13 protein-coding genes are annotated in these 18,058 nt (G+C 57.3%); 4 read left to right on the top strand and 9 right to left on the bottom strand.

The annotated features are described in order from the left end of the window. Positions 1-73 precede the first annotated feature (73 nt). From B5M42_RS16900 to B5M42_RS16890, 3 genes are all read right to left on the bottom strand, one after another. Positions 74-883 carry a hypothetical protein gene (locus B5M42_RS16900; protein ID WP_134757086.1) on the bottom strand — a complete coding sequence of 270 codons (810 nt, stop codon included), beginning with the start codon at positions 881-883 and terminating at the stop codon, positions 74-76. A gap of 12 nt (positions 884-895) precedes the next feature. Then, complete coding sequence (locus tag B5M42_RS16895) at positions 896-1,447, bottom strand: DUF4255 domain-containing protein (protein ID WP_329959324.1); 552 nt, start codon at positions 1,445-1,447, stop codon at positions 896-898. 186 nt (positions 1,448-1,633) lie between these two features. Beyond that, positions 1,634-3,829 carry an ATP-binding protein gene (locus tag B5M42_RS16890; RefSeq protein ID WP_134757090.1) on the bottom strand — a complete coding sequence of 732 codons (2,196 nt, stop codon included), beginning with the start codon at positions 3,827-3,829 and terminating at the stop codon, positions 1,634-1,636. 142 nt (positions 3,830-3,971) lie between these two features. Here B5M42_RS16890 and B5M42_RS16885 point away from each other — a divergent pair, with 142 nt between their 5' ends. Further along, positions 3,972-4,688: a DUF2652 domain-containing protein gene (locus tag B5M42_RS16885; protein WP_167690293.1), complete on the top strand. Its 717-nt coding sequence runs from the start codon at positions 3,972-3,974 to the stop codon at positions 4,686-4,688. On the opposite strand, the gene B5M42_RS16880 is transcribed toward B5M42_RS16885, so the two are convergent. From B5M42_RS16880 to B5M42_RS16860, 5 genes are all read right to left on the bottom strand, one after another. Continuing rightward, positions 4,678-5,496, bottom strand: a complete 819-nt coding sequence (locus tag B5M42_RS16880) for an FkbM family methyltransferase (RefSeq protein ID WP_134757094.1) — start codon at positions 5,494-5,496, stop codon at positions 4,678-4,680. The two genes, B5M42_RS16885 and B5M42_RS16880, sit on opposite strands and share 11 nt — an antisense overlap. A 433-nt stretch (positions 5,497-5,929) precedes the next feature. Beyond that, the gene (locus B5M42_RS16875; RefSeq protein ID WP_167690296.1) at positions 5,930-7,684 is read right to left on the bottom strand and encodes a copper amine oxidase N-terminal domain-containing protein; all 1,755 of its coding nucleotides are present in this window, start codon (positions 7,682-7,684) and stop codon (positions 5,930-5,932) included. Between the two features lie 301 nt (positions 7,685-7,985). Further along, a complete protein-coding gene (locus tag B5M42_RS16870; protein ID WP_134757098.1) occupies positions 7,986-9,407 on the bottom strand; it encodes an MBOAT family O-acyltransferase in 1,422 nt (473 codons plus the stop codon). Next, on the bottom strand, positions 9,408-10,541 hold the full coding sequence (locus tag B5M42_RS16865) for a hypothetical protein (RefSeq protein WP_134757100.1): 1,134 nt from the start codon (positions 10,539-10,541) through the stop codon (positions 9,408-9,410). Between the two features lie 211 nt (positions 10,542-10,752). Further along, positions 10,753-11,490, bottom strand: coding sequence for a ThuA domain-containing protein (locus B5M42_RS16860; protein ID WP_134757102.1), 738 nt, complete (start codon positions 11,488-11,490; stop codon positions 10,753-10,755). A gap of 184 nt (positions 11,491-11,674) precedes the next feature. Here B5M42_RS16860 and B5M42_RS16855 point away from each other — a divergent pair, with 184 nt between their 5' ends. The 3 genes from B5M42_RS16855 (at position 11,675) to B5M42_RS25595 (ending at position 16,626) form a co-directional block, all read left to right on the top strand. Next, positions 11,675-12,646, top strand: coding sequence for a helix-turn-helix domain-containing protein (locus tag B5M42_RS16855; RefSeq protein ID WP_134757104.1), 972 nt, complete (start codon positions 11,675-11,677; stop codon positions 12,644-12,646). 274 nt (positions 12,647-12,920) lie between these two features. Further along, positions 12,921-13,382 (top strand): GNAT family N-acetyltransferase, encoded by a 462-nt coding sequence (locus tag B5M42_RS16850; protein WP_134757106.1) that lies wholly within the window; start codon positions 12,921-12,923, stop codon positions 13,380-13,382. Positions 13,383-13,557: 175 nt separating this feature from the next. Beyond that, entirely contained in the window at positions 13,558-16,626 is a 3,069-nt protein-coding gene (locus tag B5M42_RS25595; protein ID WP_134757108.1) for an EAL domain-containing protein, read from the top strand. Positions 16,627-16,751: 125 nt separating this feature from the next. On the opposite strand, the gene purM is transcribed toward B5M42_RS25595, so the two are convergent. Beyond that, the gene (gene purM, locus B5M42_RS16830) at positions 16,752-17,789 is read right to left on the bottom strand and encodes a phosphoribosylformylglycinamidine cyclo-ligase (RefSeq protein WP_134757110.1); all 1,038 of its coding nucleotides are present in this window, start codon (positions 17,787-17,789) and stop codon (positions 16,752-16,754) included. Positions 17,790-18,058 lie beyond the last annotated feature (269 nt).

Below are 18,058 nucleotides of genomic sequence, written 5' to 3'. Positions count from 1 at the left end.
ACGTGATCCAATCTGCTAAAAAAAGTCGGTTTGCTGCGCGCGACAGCCTGAAATTGCTTGTCGCTTGCGAATGTTATACGACGACGGTGCCCAAGCTGGTGGCTTGTCCTTCTTCCACCATCACCTCCTTCACGAGGGTAGGGGCGTTACCGCCGTTCGCAGGCGTGATTTCCAGCCGCACCTGGAACGTTCGGACGCGGCAGCCCGCCAAAGCGATGACCGCTTCCCCGTTGGCCGTCGAGCAGGATTGCGCTACGGGCAGCAGCAAGGCTCCCCGGGCGTAGCTCTCGGTCAGCGGCTTGTCCAGCAAGAACCGTTTCTGATACTCCAGCACCTGTGCGATGCGGACGGTTTCTTCGACTTCCTTCAGCCCGCGGCCGCGGAGCGTGAACAGATCGCCGATGCCGATTCTGCCTGTGAGCGAGCCTACGGCCAGTTCGCTGGTGCCGGGTTCGGCCCGATCCTGCATCAGTCTGGCCTTGACGCAATCTTCCGTAAGTACGGCGGCGGTGAGCTGGGCTCCCGCAACCGGGCGTCCGGCTTCATCGCGAAGACCGAGACGGATCAGCGTCGTGCCCTGCTGGAACGGATAAGACGGCAGCGGCTGCAGCGACAAGTGCTGAATCAGGTGATTCGCGTCGACGCGTATAGGCGCGGCGAGCGCGAAGTAATGCTCAGCGTGTACAAGAAGCCGGTAATCGCCTTCCTGCAAATCGCTAAATATATAGGAACCGTCCGATTTGCCTATGGCTTTCGAACGGATACCTTCCAATTGAACCTGCATGTCCCGCAAGCCGACGGGAGCAGCTCCCGTATAAGCATCGGAAAGGGACACGACAAGCGATACGCGGGATTTCAACCGCGTCATGCGCAGCTCTTCCAAATGAAACGCCCCCTACCCCTGAATGCGGATATCGCGCTCGACAACGCGTTTCGTCGTTTTGACGCGGGTCGAATCGATGTTGACCGGCCCGACAGTGTAGCCGACGGTAAGCCGGTACGGCGTATCGGCAAAGTTCCACATGTTGAGCAGGGCGTCGCCGGACATCGGATTCATGAAAATACGAATTTCTTCGCCGTTATCGGCCAAGGTGCCCAGCGTCTGGGGACTGCGTAAAATCGAATTATCATAAAGCACCTGAATCGCTCTGCCCATAATGCGGTGCTCGTCCAGCGAGCGGGAAGACAGCTCGGCGGGCGATTGGGCGGTCAGCAGGTACTGCAGATCGACGACCATCGGCGGGTATTGAATCTCATTGGATCCTCTGGCGATCATCTGGGTTCTTCTGTTGTCTCCGCTTTCACGAATGCTGTACAGAAAAAGAGACAGGTAGAAATCCCCTTTATCGACAGGCGAAGCCAGCCCGATCATCTCCGGCTGCGGAATCGGATCGGGGGTCATGTTCTCTCTGAGCAGCTTGAGCAAGGTTGCACTTACATCTGCTATTACGGAATAGTCGCCTATAGGAATTCACTCCTGCCTCATCAAAATGGGCGTTGTTCGGACATCTGCCGCCATAATGGCGCGTTTCCTGTCAAATCATGTACCTTTTTCTATTATAATTGCAATTTGCTGCGGTGACTACTGGTTTCTTTCGGTTTTACTAGGAAGCGAGCGGGCGTTCGCATCTTGTCAATAGGTCTCCCAATCGTGACGGGCAACGATTTTTCCCGACTTTTGCAGCTCATGGCGAATCGATCCAATCAAATGGCGCATGCCGATCGGCTCACCGGATTCTGCGGCAAGGAACGCGGCCGAAAGCACAACGTTCTTGATGTTGCCGCCGGCAATCTCGAATTTCTGGGCCAGATATTTGAAGTCGACGTCGTCGCTAAGCGGCGCGGCGGGCGGAAACATCGAACGCCAGATTTTCTCCCGGTACTCAGGATCCGGAAACGGATACTTGATGATATAGTTGATCCGGCGCAGGAACGCTTCGTCAATGTTGTTGAGCAGGTTCGTCGCCAGCACGGTAATGCCTTGGTATTCCTCCATTTTTTGCAGCAAATAGGCGGTTTCGACGTTCGCGTACTTGTCGTGCGAGTCCTTGACCTCCGAGCGCTTGCCGAACAAGGCGTCGGTTTCGTCAAAGAACAGCACGGCGTTGCTGAGCTGGGCCTCCTGAAAAATTTCATGGAGGTTCTTCTCCGTCTCCCCGATGTACTTGCTGATGACCTGGGACAAGTCGATCTTGTACAGCTCCAGCTGCAGCTCGCCGGCCACGACCTGGGCCGACATCGTTTTGCCTGTACCGGGCGGTCCGGCGAACAGCATGCTAAGTCCCTTGCCGTAAGCAAGCTTCTTCTCGAAGCCCCATTCGCCGTAGACGACGCCGCGGTACTTGACCTGGTTGCAGGCGTTGCGCAGCTGGTCCTTCTGCTCCGGCGGCAGAATCACATCCTCCCAGCCGTAGCGCGGCTCGATGCGCGTCGCCTTGCGCTCCAGCCGGTGCTGCACCTGCAGGTAGCAGGCGCGGTACAGCGCAGCGGATTGCAGCCCGTACAGCTGCTGTCCGTCCGGCGCGGCTTCCGTGCGCTGCCACGCCGAGTAGCCGACCGCCTGCGTCAAAGCACGGCGAATCTGTCCGGGCGTGAAGCGGAACTTGGCCGCGACAATCGACCAGTCCAGCTCGGCCGCCACGCCCAGTTCCTCGGCGCACAGCGTCCACAGCTGCTCGCGCGCCGCTTCGTCGGGAGCCTTCAGCTCATATTCGACGATGAGCCGGTTCTTCGGCTTCCACGACAGCCGCATATGGTGGCCGGCAAGCAGGAACAGCAGACCGCCGTAAGCGTCAAGCTGTTCGTGAAACAGCTGCAGACGACGTTCCGACATCACATCCGGCTCCTCCGGATACAGCGTTTCCAATCGATTGAAGCAAAGCACGGCCTGATGCAAAATCGCTTCGCGCAGCACGGCCTTCAGCCGCTCATGGAACGCCATATTGTCCGCAGGCAGCAGCGACAGATCCACAAGCAGCAGCGGCTTGTTGAACGCGCTGCAGCAGTGACGCACATGCAGCTGCTTGCCCGCGCCGGACGCGCCCCACAGGAAGAACGCCAAGCGGCGGCGGTCGCTGCCCTCGTAGGAGGCGCGAATGAACTCTCTGAGCCGCTGCTGGAAGTCCTCGTGAATGTACAGCGGCTGCAGCCCGTCGTCGGGATACGCGATATCGACGGCCGGCTTGAGGCCGGGATCGAGTTCGCCGGTATCGAGCAGGAAAGCGACGATGCGCTTGTCGAGCACGACAGGCTTGGAAAGCAGCGAACGGAAGCCCGACTCGTGCTCGTCCTTGTGCAGCAAGTAGCGCATCAGCTTGCCTTCGGGTGTGAACACGATGCGCGCGGCGCGCATCTCCTCCGGCGTCGAGCAGGATAGCTGCAGCGTCAGGCTGACGTTCGGCGCCTTGTTCGTCAGATCGTCCTGCAGGAAGCCGAAGATCCGCTCATATTTGCGGTCAAGCTCCGGCGCCAGCGCCAGCAGCACGATCCGCTCCTCTGACGGGGACAATCCGAATCGCGCCGCCAAATAAGGCAGCGGCAGGAACACGGTCGTCTGCCGGCTCGCACCCAGCCGTTGGGCGATGTGCTGCTGCCAGGACTCGATATCCTGCAGCAGCTCCGCCTCCTCCGGCGCGTCCAGCTCGCCGCCTATCTTGCCGATCAGGCGCATGAACTCGTCCTCCGAGACGAACATGCCGCGAAACGCGTCGGTTTGGGGATCGGGCGTTTGGACCTGGCGGCGCAGGTAAAGCAGCTGGAGCTGTTTATCCAGCAAGCGCAGCGCGTCGGCATAATGCTCCCACGCATGCGAATAAGGTTGTATCGTCATAATCCTCCCCCGTCACGGACGCTTTCGGCGCGCAGGCTCCCTTGGGAAAGCCCTGCATCCGGCGCGCCTCTTGTCAAAAAGAGCCTTCTATTTCTACAATATCGGTAAGGACTCGTCAGGAATGAAGGGGGATTCGACAATCATGGAGAAAAGTGCGCTGCTCGTCATCGCGGATATTAGCGGATACACGCAATTTATGCTGTCGAACCGGCAATCGCTGGCCCACAGCCAAATGATTATTACCGGTTTGACGCAAACGATTCTCAGCCGGATCGAGCTGCCGCTGGAGGTGGCGAAGCTGGAGGGGGATGCTGTATTTCTGTATGCGTTCCGTCACGACGATCCGCAGAGCTGGCAGGAAGCGCAGCGGACGATCGGCGAGCGGCTGTTTGCGTTTTTTGCAGCGTTCGGGGAAAAAGTACGGGAATATGCGGACTCCAACATGTGCGGCTGCAGCGCCTGCAGCAATGTCGGCAAGCTGAAGCTCAAGGTCATCGTGCACAGCGGGGTTGTGCTGAGCTATCAAATCGGGGCGTTCCGGGAGCTGTCTGGGGTGGACGTCATTCTCGTGCATAAGCTGCTGAAAAATTCGGTGCCGGCCGACGAATACATGCTGTTTACCGAGGAAGGCCGGCGGCAGGTGGAGCTGGACCCGGCAATTACGCTGCATCCGGGCCGCGAGACGGTCGAGCCGCTCGGCGAGGTGCCGGTGCTGATCTGCTATCCGTCGGGAGAACCCGACGGCGGGAAGCCGTCCAGCGCCGCAGGGACGAATTCCCCTTACGGCAGCTCGTATTACAGATGGAAAAATGAAGCGCAAAAAATCTGGTTTTCCATCCGCACGTTTTTCACCAGATAAGCGCTTGCGCCTGCCGCGACTCGGGATGCAGGAAAAAGGTGTTCAGCTCCAGTTCCTCCGGCGTGCGCACCGGCGAGAAATCGGCGCGAAACGCCCGGTAGCCGCGGGCCGCCAGCAGCTCCCACAGCTTCTCGCGGTCCCGCTGAACCTCGATCATCAGCGCCGGCTTGTCCCGCTCCAGCAGTCCGGTCATGCCGCGCGCGACCTCCAGCTCAAAGCCCTCGACGTCGATCTTGATGAAATCCGGGCGCACGCCGGCGGCTTCCGCATACGCATCCAGCGTCACTACCTCGACCCGGGCCTCTTCGACGGGCGGCTGCCCAACATAGGCGTTGCGGCAATTCGCTGCGAACCCTTCGAAATGCGGAACAAACGAATTATTTTGCCCCGTCAAATCGTCCAGATACAGCGTCAATGCTCCGCACGCGCTGCCGACGCCGCGCCGGTCCAGCACGATGTTGCGCTTGCCGGCGACATTGCCGGCGATGTACGGCCAATTGTTCGGCCCGGGCTCAAACACGTGCACGCAGCCTGTGTGACCGGCCAGCCTTGCAAAATACAAGCTCATGTAGCCGATATGGCCCCCTACCTCTACCACCGTATCGCCGGGCCGGATCAGCCGGGCAAAGCCGGCCATCGTCTCGCGCTCGCGCTTTTTGCCGTAGTACCAATAACCCTTGTGCCGGAATCCGTGCAGCCGCAGCGGCTCCTTCGTATAGTGATGCGCAATCGTCATATCGCCGGGCCCAAAGCGCTTCAAGGCAGGCAGCACCAGTCTTCGCAGCCATCTCAGTTCGCTGATTGCCATAACAGCCTCCTTTGATCGTCGTTCGAGAGAACGGCAAAGCCATCCCCACTCCGATCATCATTATTATTGTTACCATTATATTTTACAAAAGTAATCAATGTGGCAGAGATGTGCCTTGTCCGGCTCCACCCCCTCTACCATTTTACAATAAAAGGAAGACAGAAAGCTAGAGTTGCGTTCCCCGATTTTAAAATATATGAATCTCGCGCCGCGCATATGACGCAGCTCGTTCCGGCCGAGGCGTTTTTTTTGCACCAGGCCCCGCCTTCCCCGTTCATCCGCTATGATCGCCGATTATAGCAAAAAGCCGCCCGCCGCGCGGGCGGGCCGCTCGCCCAGGGGGCTGAGAGCCCGCTCCGTACGGGAGCGGCGCACCATCGCTTCGCTTAACCATCGTTCTTGAGCAGCAATCTGGCCAGTCCGCGGCCGCCGACTATTCCGGCAGCGCAGACAGCGGATACATGACCAGATCAATCGGGAACGAGGAGCCGGCCGGCGGCGTGAACTCGATATCCAGCGCCTCCTCGGTGCCGTTGGTGCGGGCGAGAATTTGCATGCCGCCAAACGCCGTCAGCAAGCCGGATTGCGGCACAACGCGCATCGCGCCGTTGATGCGCAGCGGCCCCTTGAAGTAGCCGCCTTTGGCAACAAGCATCAGCGTCATGGCACGCGGACGGTTCAGATGCAGCTTATAGTCGACGCCCCAATTGCCGAAGTTGCTCGTCTCCTTGCCGCGCATCGCATCGAAGCCCGGCAGGAACGGATCGCTTGTCTTGCCGTCGCCGATCACGATTTTCACCGGCTTGGTAAAGCCGTTCGCTTCCATGTCCCAGCTGACGCTGGACAACGGAAACGTGCCGCGCACATGCTTGGGCGAGCTGAGGTCAGGCAGCGTGCCCAGCGTATAGGCGTTCAGCTTGTCGACCGCGACAAACGACATCTCCAGCTCGCCGTCGGTTTCGACATCGTAAATGACGTTCGTACCCTGATTCGGGTAAAAAACCGGCATTTGCCGATACACGATCGTCTGGTGCGGCGGCACCGTCACCGTTTCGTTTAGCGTTCCCCGGCTGCGCAGGAAATCGACCGACGCTTCGCTGCCCAGCAGCAGGGCGTAAATTGACGGCCACACCTCGCCTTTGCCCGTAGTGACCAGCTTGACCGGCTGGTCTTCGTTGTTTTTGGCGACAATCGCAAACGTCATCGGCTTGCCGCTGGCATTGATGTGATCGGCATACAGCCGCGCTTTTCCGTTGATCACATCGCGATACAGCACGCCTTGCTCCGTAAACTCCTCCGGGCTGTCGCTGACCAGCAGCTTGCGGCTCGTATCCTGCGTGACGGTCTTGGGCAGCACGGGAATGTTGTCGAAGTTGTTCCAGATGTACGACCAGTCCGTCGGAATTGTTTCGCCAACCGGCTTGAAATAAAACGGATACTCAAATTCGGACATGTAGATTTTGTCCTCGACCGTTACGGTCGCGGTGTAGGGAGCGCTGCGCTCTCCGCTCTGATTGGTCGCCACAAGCGAGACGGGATATTGCCCGGCTTTGAAGAACGCCTCCTGCTTGCCTGTCCACGACAAATAAGTGATGCTGCCCCCTTGGGGATCGTAGCTCAAATCGCTGTATACGATCGGCTCGCCGATCCGGTAAACCGGCTTGGACAATGCGAATTTGGCCACCGGCTTCGTATGGGCTTCCCCAAGCGCCGCTTTGCCCGGAACCAGCTCCAGCTTGCGCAGCTCGTCATTGTACGCATAGGTCGCACCCAGATAATCGGCAATCCACGTCACGCGAACCAGCAGCTGGCCGCGCACCACGGCGGCTGCCGAATCAAACGGCACAGCCGTTCCGTCAGCTTCGATCGTACGACCAACTGCATCGAGGACCAGCGTATGGCCGGGCAGCTGCATCGTTACCCTGCCGGTCGCCGGGTCCCAAACGACAGGAAATCCGAACGCTTCGCCGAGAAATTCGGCGGTCGCGTACATCCGGCCCTTTAACAAGGTCGCCGGCAGACTCATCTCCACCTTGCGGTCGCCAATAAACGCCGTCGTGCGTTCCGCATATACCAGAACGTGGGCGTAGCTGCCGGCAGCTCCCGCCGCCGTGACAGGCAGCGTCCCGGCCAGCAGCGCGGAGCCCAGCGCCGCGGTCGATATCCATTTGATTAGCTTGCTCTTCACTCCCGATTCTTCCTCTCTGTGCCTATGTAGATCGTCTATCGAATGATATAGACGCGCAGGAGCAGGCGAAGGTTGCGTGAGCGACGACGAGAAAAAAAGCAGCCGGCGCCGGCTGCTTACTATCGTTTTAGAAGTCTGGTGAAAAAGTGGCCGGAGAGTCGATAGGGAGTTGGAACAGCGTCAGCGGTCGCCTTTGTAGACGGATTTTCACCCCAAACGGGGTCATTCCATCGAAAAATTCGGCTACAACAGCGAGTGGAAACCGCTATCGACCGGAGGACACTGGTTTTTCACCGGACTTTTAAAATTTGAAATAAATAAAATTGTTTTGACCTGATTTCATCATCAGAATGACCGCGACGATAAACGCCGTGTACACCGCGCCGCGCAGAAAAGCCGGTACGTAGCGGTGCCAGTAAATTGAAATCGTCCCTGCGCGCTTGCGCACGTTGTATTCCGCGATATGGAGCAGGAACAGTCCCGCGGCAACGGCCAGATACGGCGCCAAGCCGGCAAAACTGAGCTGCGGCAGCAGCAGCATTTTTTTGATCAGATGCAAGGCCGTGCGAATGCCCTCTACGCGGAACAGCACCCAGCTGATGCAGACGAGGTGAAAGAACACCGCAATCGTCAGCCAGCGGTATAAGCGGAATTCCGGCAGCTTGCCGAGTCCCAGCTTGCCGAGCAGGCCGGTGTACATTTTATGGGCAACCTGCAAGCCGCCGTGAAACAGCCCCCACACGACGAACGTCCACGCCGCGCCATGCCACAGCCCCGAAATAGCCATCGCCGCGACGAGGTTGGCGTATTGGCGGATTTCTCCCTTGCGCGAGCCGCCCAGCGGAATGTAGATGTAATCGCGAATCCAGCTCGACAGCGTGATATGCCAGCGCCGCCAGAATTCGGTTGCGCTGCCGCTCAAATATGGCGTCTTGAAGTTCAGATCGAGGCGCACGCCCATCATATAGCCGATACCGACCGCCATCTCGCTGTACGCGGAGAAATCGAAATAGATCTGGAACGCGAACAAATACGCCGCGACCCAAGCTTCGCCGCCGCTCATCGCCGCGCCTTTGGCGAAGAAGCTGTCGGCATAAGGCGTGATCCAGTCGGCCAGCACGACTTTTTTGACCAGACCCATACACAGATAAGCCAGGCCCAGCTTGAAGCGCGACGGCGAGAAGCGGATTTCGGCCACACGCTCAAGCTGCGGCAGAAAATCGCTTCCCCGCAAAATCGGTCCGGCCAGCGAATGGGCGAAATACGAGATGAACACCCAGAACTCAATCCACGAGCGGCTGGGCTGCAGCTTGCCCTTGCGCACATCGACCAGATACGCGATCAACTGGAACGTGTAAAAGGAAATGCCGATCGGCAGCGCCACCTTCGCCAGAAAGGAGTCCATCGCCAGCCACTGGATGCCCAGCGCCCGCTCGACATTATGCAGCGCAAATAACGAATATTTGAAAAACGCCAGGTTGCCGATGACGATGACCAGCGAAAGGCCGTACACCAGCTTGCCGTACTTGCTATGCAATTGCCGCGACAGCGCGTACACCAGCGAAACGATCCCGAAAAAAAGCACGAAATACGCCGCTCCCGTTGCCGCATAAAACACGGCGTTCGCCAGCGCCATAATGACAATCCGCGATTTGGGCATCGCGTAATACAAAATCAGAATGACCGTCAGCAGCACAAAAAACTCCGGTGTGTGGAACAGCATCTATTTCGCCTCCTTCGAGCTTGCTTCGCCTGATCCCGAAGAGGTCCGGTCCATGCTTTGCCACTTATCCCACACGAGCTTGGCCAGCTCCTTATAGCCCTCGCCCGTGTAATGGGTGTGGTCGGTAAACAGCTTCTCGTCAATACGGCCCTGCAGATTCACATAGCCAACCGGCTTGGCGGCAAAAAACGCGTCGATCGCGCGCAAATTGGCCGCGTAGCCCGGCTTGTCGAACTCCGGCTTCATCAGTTCCTCGTTCACGCCCGTCAGGAAGACCAGCGTCTTGGTCCCCTGCTGGTGGTCGATGATCCGGTCCCAGAAGTAGACGTCCGGATTGTTTTCGCTCATATCAAACGGCTGCGGATTAAACCCGTTCAGGTACTCCGGCTTCTCCAGGAAGCCGCGCAGCCCTTCCTTCTCCCGCCAGCTCCGCGGATCCCCGATGGCATCGGACTGCTCCTTCTCGCCTTTGACATAACGCGCATACAGCAGCTTGCCCTCCTGGAGCATAACGTCCTTGTAGCGGAACAGCGACACGTGCGTCAGCACATGATTGGCCAAAAACGGATGCAGCTTCAGCACCCAGTTCGGCTGCTCCTTGTATTTGCCGTTAATCTCCAACTGGTTCTTGACCCGCTCGAAGCTCGGCTTGTCCAGCCGCTGCAGCGAATCGGCCAGCCAAAAGACGGCCGGCGGATCGGGATTGCGCGCCGTGAAGCCGGAATAGCGCACATTTAGCATCAAATTGTCGGTCGAGATGCCGAACTCGTCCAGCATCAGCAGCAGCGTGTACAAATCCCCGGTCTGCATCGCCGGCATCGAAAGATTAAAGATGCGGACGGGCGGCTTGGACGACGGCAGGGCAAAATCCTCCATATATTTGTTGATCGCATTCTGCGAATCGCCCGGGGAGCTGAACGCGACCGAGTCGCCGAGAATGATCACATAATCCTTGAGCTTGTCGCGGTCGATTTCCATCTTGATCTGCTGGAGCACGACATCATAGTTATTAACGTTGTTTTGAAAAATCGGATAGTTGATCCGATAGCCGTACAGCACATCGGCGGGTACGAGGTAGGGAATTAAAAATTGCAGCAGCAGCACATATAGCACGACGTATTTCGCAGCTTTCATGACCGGTTGAATGTCTCCCATCTATGGTTTGCGAACCAAAATCATACTACATCAAACTACTATAAATGTAAACTCCAGCCGATAGGGGAAAATAGAGCCGCAAGCCGCCGAAAGCGCTTGGCTCCCGCAGGCGCGGGAAGCGGCGCAGCGCGCAAAAAAAACGCCCGCCTCCGGCTTGGCGGAGACAGGCGTTTTCGGCAAAGCGGACTAATCAGGCGTGCCCGCGGCCCTTGATCGCTTCGAGCGGCTGATGATTGCCGTATTTCGGATATTCGCGCGTCGTTGGCGCGGCCCAATGAGCGGCGTTGCGGATCACGCGGCGAATCTGTTCGTTATAGTACGTACGGTACGTTTCGTGGCCGGGACGGAAATAGAAGATTTTGCCTTGGCCGCGCGAGAACGTGCAGCCGCTGCGGAACACTTCGCCGCCTTCGAACCAGCTGACCATGATCAGCTCGTCCGGTGCCGGGATGTCAAAATGCTCGCCGTACATCTCTTCGGCCTCCAGCTCGATATATTCGCCCACGCCCTCGACGATCGGATGGTTCGGCGCTACAACCCAGATGCGCTCCTTCTCGTCCGCTTCGCGCCATTTCAGATCGCAGCCCGTGCCCATCAGCCGCTTGAATACCTTCGAGAAGTGACCGGAATGCAGCACAATCAGCCCCATGCCGTGCAGAACACGCTGCTGAACGCGGTCGACAATATAGTCCTGCACCTCGTCGTGCGCCTTGTGGCCCCACCAGATCAGCACATCGGTCCGGTTCAGCAGCTCCTCGCTCAAGCCGTGCTCAGGATCGTCCAGCGTCGCGTAAGCCACCTCGACGTTCTCGCCCAGCCCTTCGCCGATCGCCGTGTGAATGCCTTGCGGGTAAGCCTCGCGGACGATGTCGCTTTCCTTTTCGTGGCGGTATTCATTCCATACAGTAACGCGCAGCTTCTGAGTCATCGTGTAATTCCCTCCGTATATTCGATTCGCAAGTCGCTCTTGCTTCATGCTTCGAGTATAGCACCCCGGCTTGGGAAAACTATGCCCGATCCTGCCGACTTCTTATGCAAAAGTGTCCTGCAGGTCAAAACGTGATATACTTCGACTGGATAGGTAAAATGCTTTCGTAACGAGGTGATTCAGCATGCGGACACTGCAAGCAGCCGGAACCGAACCGATCAAAGAAGAAGTGGTGTACCAGAACCCGCTGCTGTTTCTCAAAATCTGGGAAATGAACGTCGCTGCGCCCGCGGCCGGGCTGCCCGAGCCGTGGCCGTGGCATTACCACGAGCAGGTGGAGTTTCTGGCGCTCATCGAAGGCGAGCTTGCGCTGCAAACCAAAAACGATTTCAGCGTCCTGTCGGCCGGCGACGTGCGCGTGCTGGGCTCCTCCCAGTTGCACCGGACCTACAAGCATCATCCCGGACCGCTGCGCTACGTCGTTTTTCAAATTGATCTCGCCCAGCATTTCGATCTGAGCACGATGCCGTACCTGCACAGCTTCTCTGAGCTGACGCGGCCGCTGGAGCAGATCAACTATATTTTCCAGGAAAACACGGCAGCCCGGAGCGAGGGCCACGCTCTTATTATGGAAATATTCAACGAATCTCAAACGCGTTTGCCCGGATATGAGCTGGCTATCGGCGCAGCGATCAAACGGCTGCTGCTGCTGCTCATGCGCAACGATTCGCGCGGCCTGCTGGAAAGCTCCGGCGAGGAAAGCGGCCTGAACCGGCTGCGTCCGGCGCTGGACTATATCGACCGCCAGCTTGGCGACAAAATCGCCGTGGAGGATGTCTGCAAGCTGCTCAACCTCAGCTACCATTACTTTATCAAGTATTTCAAAAAAGTGATGGGCATGTCGTTCGTCGACTACGTCAACTACAAGCGGATCAAAAAAGCCGAGCGCCTGCTGCTTACCGGCGACCTGAGCATTATCGAGGTGAGCTACGAGGTCGGCATCGCCAATATGGCGCAGTTTTACAAGCTGTTCAAGCGCCATAATCAAATTTCGCCCAAGGAATTCAAGCAGCGCATGCGCAGCGAGACGCCGGCGGCGGCAGCGCAGGCGACCGCGCGATCCCGCCGGGGAGCAGCGGCCGCGGACATTTGGTAACGGACGGACAAGCCGCTTCTTCCGAAGCAACGGCTTTCAAGCACGCAAGCACCGGATTACATCGGGCTTGCGTGTTTTTCGTTTATTTATGTCATGTATTATTACATTAAATTCACTAATTTTATATCGTAATACGATATTTATATACATTTTCCGCTTATTCTATAAGAAAAAGTTATTTGATGATCGATAAATGTTAGGTTATATTACATTTATAGCTATCTTTTCAGCGAGAATCTGGCATCATCCATTTTACGTTTAGGGGGAATTGCTCATGATTCATATCCGCCGATATTCAACCGTAGACCATGACGATGTGTGGCGCGTGCATTTGCTCGTCATTGCCGAAGCCGGCGTGGAGCCGACGCACAAGCACTACCACGACATTCTGAACATCGACGAGGAGTATTTGAAGCCGGGCGGCGAATTTCTCGTCGGCACAGGCGAGAACGGCACCGTGTTTGCCATAGGTGGGCTGAAGCTGCTCGGCGATGGCCGTGCCGAAATCAAGCGCCTGCGCGTTCACCCCGATTATCAGAAGCTGGGCTACGGGCAAATGATTTTGTCGCGGCTGGAGGAACGGGCCCGCGAGCTGGGCATCCGCCAGCTGTACCTCGACACGTTGGTCAACCAGTACGGCGCACAAAAATTATTTCAAAATAACGGCTACGCCCCCAAGGGGCCAGCGCAAATCGACGGCTTCGACGTGCTGATTTACGAGAAGCCCTTGCAATAGAGGCGTGACCCGCCTCCTTCAAGCCTCCGCTGTCGCCCCCTCGGGCGTTCGTCGGGGGCTTTCCTGATATTGGCTTGCCCGCAGCTTCAACAAAGGAGGATTCTCTTCTCCGCTTATGGAATCTTTTATTATCAGAGCATCGGGAGCATGCAATCAGGAAAGTAGGGATTGAGCCATGAGCAAACCATATCGCATCGGGGTAATGGCTCCCTATTTGGACGGGGAGTACTTCGGCAAAATCGTCGAGACCGTACACACGGTCATTCAAGAACACGGCGCGCAAATGTTCGCGTTGCAGACAGTCATTGAGCATCGGCTCGACTACACAATGACCTATCCGGTCGCGATGGACCACGTTGATGCGTGGATTCTGATTCTGGAATGCGCCACGAAAGAGGTGCTCCAGGTGCTGGGCCAAACCGGCAAGCCGGTCATATCGCTTGGTTATCACTTGGAAAGCATCCCGTGCCATTCGGTTATGATCGATAATTACGGCGGGATGAAAAGCGCCGTCTTGCATCTAATCGACCACGGGCACCGCGAGATCGCCTTCATCGGCTGGCTGGGCCAGTACGAGCTGCGCGAACGGTTCGCCGGCTATCGCGACGCTTTGACTGAGCGCGGACTGCCACTGCGCGAGGAGTTGATCGTGGAGCTGACGGACAACGGCATCGAAGGCGGCGAGTGGGCCGCCCGCGAGCTGCTCAAGCGCAGAGTTGCGTTCACCGCACTGGCTGCCGGAACGGATATGAACGCCATCGGCTTTATGGATGCGGTTGAAGCGCAAGGCTGGCGCTTGCCGGGCGATCTGGCCGTCGTCGGCTTCGACGATATGGACCAAGCCGCCACGCACAGCATCCCGCTCACCACGGTGCGCCAATCGTTCCCGGAGCTGTCGCGGACGGCGATGGAGCTGCTTTTTCGCATGCTCGACGGCCATGTGCACGCCAACTCGTTGATTCGCCTGCCCGCCGAGCTGATCGTACGCGCTTCGTGCGGCTGCGACCATGCGCCGGACCTGTTTCCGCAGGAGGATTACAGCTCCCTGAAGAAAAAGCTGCTGGAGCATCAGGCGTCGCTCAACCGCATGTCGATTAACAACTACATGCTTGTACAAGGACTGGTTCAGGCCACCTCCGGCGAAAAAATCGACTTCGCGAATTTGTTCTGGAACGAATGCCATTGGGGCTGTCTGGCGCTGTGGGAGGACGACGAGGACGGCGGGGGCCGTCATCTGATTATTCATCAGACGTTCAGCCAGCATCAGGACCCGACGCCGCCCATTGGCGCGCGCTGCCGGCTGGAGTCGTTCCCGCCGATCGATTATTTGCCAGCCTCCACCCTGGACGGAGGCGCGGATCATATTATTTTGCATCCGGTTATTTCGGAGGAACACGAATGGGGCTTTCTGGCGCTCGTCGGCCCTAAAAACCGGCTGAATCGCTTGTTTTCCGGCGATATCGCCCGGCATAGCTATACGATTCTGTCCGCAGCGCTGGAACGGGAATCGCTGTTCAATCGCATCCGCACCATCGCCGAGCAATTGGAAATCGTCTCGCGTACGACCAACGACGGCATTTGGGACTGGGATCTGGTCAGCAATAAGGTGGAATGGAATTCGCGGGTGCGCAGCATTTTCGGCGATCTGCCGATACCCGACACCTCCAATCCCAACGTGCTGCTATCGATGATTCACGAAGACGACTACCCGCTGTTCGTGCAAGCGCTGGAGGCGCATTACAAATCCAACGTTCCGTTTCATATCGAGCTGCGCTTTCTGGTCGCCGACGGGCAAATCAAGTGGCTGTTCCTCGCCGGCGACGCGGTTCGCGACGATTCGGGCAAGCCGATCCGCATGATCGGGTCTGTCACGGACATTACCGCCAAAAAGGAAGACGAGCAGAAAATCACGCAGCTCGCCTACCACGACGCCTTGACAGGTCTGCCGAACCGGCTGCTGTTTCACAAGCGGCTCGATCTGTGCATGTCGCAGTCCAACCGCTACAAATTCAAGCTGGCTGTCCTGCTGATTGACCTCGATCGGTTCAAGAACATCAACGATACACTGGGCCATCAAGCCGGCGACAAGCTGCTGCAGCATGTGGCGCAAAAGCTCAATATCAGCGTGCGCGAATGCGACACGATCGCCCGGCTTGGCGGGGACGAGTTCATCATTTTGCTGACTCATCTGCACGACCTGCGGGAAATGAGCAAAATTACCGAACGCATCCTTACCAACCTGAACGCACCCTTCCTGCTCGAAGACCAGGAGATTCGCATTTCCGGCAGCATCGGCGTCAGCTTGTATCCAGACCATGCAACAAACGCCGATTCGCTGATCAAATACGCCGATATCGCGATGTATACTGCCAAGGAAAACGGCCGCGGTCAGGTGGAAATCTACACGCCCGATCTCAGCTCCAAAGCGCTTCAGCGGTTTGAGCTGGAGAACAGCTTGCGTAAAGCGATTGAACGCGGCGAATTTTCGCTGCACTACCAGCCGCAAATTGACTTGCGCACGGGACGGTTTTTCGGCATTGAAGCGCTGATCCGCTGGCATTCGCCGGACAAGGGCATGATTCCGCCGATGGATTTCATCCCGCTGGCCGAGGAGATGGGGCTGATTGTGCCAATTGGAACGTGGGTGCTGCGCCAGGCCTGCCTGCAGGTCAAGGAATGGCTCGGCAGCGGATTGCCGCCGATGATTATTTCCGTAAATATTTCCGCCCAGCAGTTCCATATGGACAATTTCGTGCAAATGGTCAAGGAGGTGCTGGCCGAGACCGGCGTCGCTCCGGCCCATCTATGCCTGGAAATTACCGAAACGACGGCCATCCGCAACATCGAGCGCAGCGTGCAAATGCTCAGCGAGCTGGTCGAAATGGGCATCCATATCGCCATTGACGACTTCGGCACCGGCTATTCCTCGCTTGGCGTGCTCAAACGGCTGCCCGTTCATACGGTCAAAATCGACAAGTCGTTCATCCGCGATATGACCGAAGACGACGAGAACGCCGCGATCGTCAAAGCGATTATTGCGATGTCGCACAGCCTCGGCCTGTCTGTAACGGCAGAGGGCGTGGAGATTCATCAGCAGCTCGACAATCTGCGCAGCTTGGATTGCGACTTTATTCAAGGCTACTATATCGGCAAGCCGATGCCGTCGGAGCAATTTACGAGCTTTTATCACCAATATTTGGCCGAGCCGTTGGCTGACGGCGAAGCGTCGGCGGCGGAAGCCTGAGCCCGCCCGAACCGAAAAAACCTGCTTTGATCACCGCGGCTGCGCGGGTCAAAGCAGGTTTTTTTGAGGTTCTGATGAGCAGCGGCGCGGGTCCGTTCCCCGCGTTGCCGCCAGTGTCGACTCGCCTAGTAACGCAGCTCGCCGGTAAACGTTACCGTCTGGTCGCCGTCGACGATTTGGCCGATCGGGTTCACTGCGCAGCCGTTGGCCGTCAGATGAGCGGAAATCGCCGGAATATCGGCCGGGTCGGCCACGAGCGCGATGCCTACGCCCATGTTAAATGTGCGCATCATGTCTTTGTCGTTCACGCCGCCGTAGCGCTTGATCAGCTTGAACAGCTCAAGCACTTCGATTTGGCTCAAATCGACGGCTGCCGAAAGCCCTTCCGGCAGGATGCGGTTGAGGTTGCCCTCGACGCCGCCTCCAGTAATGTGGGCCAAGCCGTGAATCTTGCCGGTCGGGAACAGCTCCTTCAGCGGCTGATAATAACATTGGTGCGGACGCAGGATCGCGTCGATGAACGAATCGCCATCCACAGTTTCGTTCAAAATCTCCGGACGCTCCTCCATCAGTTTGCGGACCAGCGAGTAGCCGTTCGTATGCAGACCGTTGGAGGCGATCGACAGCACCACGTCGCCCTTCTTGATCGCAGAACCGTCGATGATCTTCGATTTGTCGACCACGCCGAGCACGCTGGCGTTCAACATATAACCGCCGGCCGGCAGCACCTTCGGCTGCTCGGACGTTTCGCCGCCGATCAGCTGGCAATCCTGAGCGCGGCACGCTTTGGAGATCGCGTCCACAATGCGCACGACGATATCCTTTTCCATTTTGCCGCACAAAATAATGTCCAGCACCACTTCCGGCTTCGCGCCCATCACGATAATGTCGTTCACCAGATGGTTAATCAGGTCGTAGCAGACGCCCTCGACTTTGTCATGCTGGAACGCCAGCAGCTGCTTGGAGCCCGGCTCCTCGGCCTTGAGCACCAGCACCGGATTCTCAACGCCCTCGAATTTCGCTTCAAACAGTGACGCAAACGCGCCCGGTCTATTTAAAACACGCGTATCCGAAGTTTCCATGCTGCCCGCCATTTCCCGCTTCGCGGCGTCGGCCACATCGATATTCACCCCGGACGATTCGTAGGAAAGCTCTTTTGTCATTGTAATGATTCCTCCACTTTGTTTAGTTACTCTTCATTATAACCAATATTATAACCAAAATCTTCTTCAAAAAGTATACTACCACAAACCGGATTAAGCTAGAGTGCGCGGGCCATCGGCGCAAAAACAGCCAGAATGTTGAGGTTTATCTGCAAAAATCAGCCATTTTCCCGCTAATTCTGCGGTTCTTGACAAATATTTTAGATTCGTACAGTATTAGAAAAGTAGCAATATTTTGATAGTTTTACTAGACAAATGATCAGCTTCGC

The sequence above is a fragment of the Paenibacillus athensensis genome (assembly GCF_004514475.2).
GTDB lineage: Bacteria > Bacillota > Bacilli > Paenibacillales > NBRC-103111 > Paenibacillus_AL > Paenibacillus_AL athensensis.
The sequence above is the reverse complement of the archived record's forward strand: the minus strand, read 5'-3'. Positions and strand labels throughout refer to the sequence as shown.

Coding starts and splice junctions, on each gene's coding strand:
- B5M42_RS16880 (WP_134757094.1), bottom strand. CDS start 5,496: ATGGCAATCAGCGAACTGAGATGGCTGCGAAGACTGGTGCTGCCTGCC.
- B5M42_RS16855 (WP_134757104.1), top strand. CDS start 11,675: ATGCGGACACTGCAAGCAGCCGGAACCGAACCGATCAAAGAAGAAGTG.
- B5M42_RS16885 (WP_167690293.1), top strand. CDS start 3,972: ATGGAGAAAAGTGCGCTGCTCGTCATCGCGGATATTAGCGGATACACG.
- purM (WP_134757110.1), bottom strand. CDS start 17,789: ATGACAAAAGAGCTTTCCTACGAATCGTCCGGGGTGAATATCGATGTG.
- B5M42_RS16860 (WP_134757102.1), bottom strand. CDS start 11,490: ATGACTCAGAAGCTGCGCGTTACTGTATGGAATGAATACCGCCACGAA.
- B5M42_RS16865 (WP_134757100.1), bottom strand. CDS start 10,541: ATGAAAGCTGCGAAATACGTCGTGCTATATGTGCTGCTGCTGCAATTT.
- B5M42_RS16890 (WP_134757090.1), bottom strand. CDS start 3,829: ATGACGATACAACCTTATTCGCATGCGTGGGAGCATTATGCCGACGCG.
- B5M42_RS16850 (WP_134757106.1), top strand. CDS start 12,921: ATGATTCATATCCGCCGATATTCAACCGTAGACCATGACGATGTGTGG.
- B5M42_RS16870 (WP_134757098.1), bottom strand. CDS start 9,407: ATGCTGTTCCACACACCGGAGTTTTTTGTGCTGCTGACGGTCATTCTG.
- B5M42_RS25595 (WP_134757108.1), top strand. CDS start 13,558: ATGAGCAAACCATATCGCATCGGGGTAATGGCTCCCTATTTGGACGGG.